Below are 1,778 nucleotides of genomic sequence, written 5' to 3'. Positions count from 1 at the left end.
AACTTCAGGGTCACGCTCTGGCCGGCGTAGGAGGAGAGGTCGAAGCTCTTCTGCACGTAGCCGGTGGCGGCGTTGACGTTGGAGTAGGTCGCCAGCGAGGTGCCGTTGGCGGTGACGGTGAGCTTGTCGTAGGCGGTGGTGCCGGTCTCGGCGGTGTCGATGTGCAGCCAGAAGCTGAACGTCGCCTTGCAGCCGGCGGGGATGGTGACGGTCTGCGAGAGGGTGTCGGTGTGGCTGGAGCCGTAGCCGTCGAGCCAGGCCTTCCAGCTGCCGCTGTGGGCGGCCTCGGAGCTGGAGTTGTCGACGACGCCGGAGGAGGCGGTCCACGGGGCGGCGGTGCCGGTCTCGAAGCCGGCGTTGCCGAGCAGCTGGCCGCCGCCGGTGCAGCCGCCACCGCCGCCCGAGACGGTCCAGGTGAAGCTGGTGGTGCCGGTCTTGCCGGCGGTGTCCTTGGCGGTGGCGGTCACGTTGTAGGTGCCGGCGGTGGTGGCGGTGCCGGTGATCAGGCCGCCGGAGCTGATCGACAGGCCGGTGGGCAGGCCGGTGGCGGTCCAGGTCAGCGCGCCGGTGCCGCCGGTGGCGGTGAGCTGCAGGTTGGCGGTGCCGTTGAGGGCGGTGCTCTGGTTGCCGGGGTTGGTCACGGTGACGCCGCCGGTGGGCAGCGAGCCGACGTTGACGGCGGCCCAGGCGGTGGCGACCGCGTTGTACTCGGCGGAGCCGGCGCCGTACAGGTCGGTGGCCGCGCTGAGGGTCGCGGTCCGCGCACCCGCGTAGTCCGTGCTCGACGTGAAGTAGGTCGTGAGGGCCCGGTACCAGACGGCCGCGGCCTTGTCCCGGCCGATGCCGGTGACGGCGATGTTGTTCACCGTCGGCGAGTTGTAGTTGAAGCCGTTGATGGTCTTGGCGCCGCTGCCCTCCGACAGGAGGTAGAAGAAGTGGTTGGCCACGCCGGACGAGTAGTGCACGTCGAGGTTGCCCACGGTGGAGGACCAGGAGTCGGCCGAGGAGCCGTCCTTGGAGGGCTGGTCCATGTAGCGCAGCGGAGTGCCGTTGCCGTTGAGGTTGATCTCCTCGCCGATCCAGTAGTTCGGCGGGTTGGAGGGCAGGTTGGCGTACCACTCGACCATGGTGCCGAGGATGTCGGAGGTGGCCTCGTTGAGGCCGCCGGACTCGCCCGAGTAGGTCAGGTTGGCGGTGGCGGCGGTGACGCCGTGCGTCATCTCGTGGCCGGCCACGTCGATCTCGGTCAGCGGGTGGGTGTCGCTGGCGCCGTCGCCGTAGGTCATGCAGAAGCAGCTGTCGTCCCAGAAGGCGTTGGTGTAGCCCGTGTCGTAGTGCACGCGGTTGTAGGCGCCGACGCCGTCGTTGCGGATGCCGCTGCGGCCGAAGGTGTTCTTGTAGAAGTCCCAGGTGGCGGCGGTGCCGTACTGGGCGTCCACCGCGGCCGACTGGCGGTTGCTCACCGTGCCGTCGCCCCAGGTGGTGGAGGAGTTGGTGAACAGGGTGCCGTTGCCGGAGGTGCCGTTGTTCATGTCGGTGGTGTACTGACCGCCGCGGCTGCCGTCCTTCAGCTGGAAGGTGGAGCCCGAGGCCGTCGTGGTCAGCGGCACGGTACCGACGAAGACGCCCTTGCCGGTGTCGGTCTCGATGCCCTCGACCTTGCTCAGCACCGCACCCGTGTGCGCGTCGGTGACGACGTGCAGGCGGCTGGGGGTGCCGTCCTTCTGCTTGCCGGTGACGACGGTCTCCCAGGCCAGCTTCGGGGTGTCGGTGCCCAT

At 69.5% G+C, this 1,778-nt stretch carries 1 protein-coding gene; it reads right to left on the bottom strand.

What is annotated here, in order from left to right:
* A partial coding sequence (locus tag ACFW1A_RS40335; protein WP_380418687.1) for a M4 family metallopeptidase occupies positions 1 to 1,778 on the bottom strand: 1,778 nt, incomplete at both ends.

It is taken from the genome of Kitasatospora sp. NPDC058965 (genome assembly GCF_042741245.1).
Classification (GTDB): domain Bacteria; phylum Actinomycetota; class Actinomycetes; order Streptomycetales; family Streptomycetaceae; genus Kitasatospora.
This window is presented reverse-complemented; position numbering and strand designations above follow the sequence as displayed.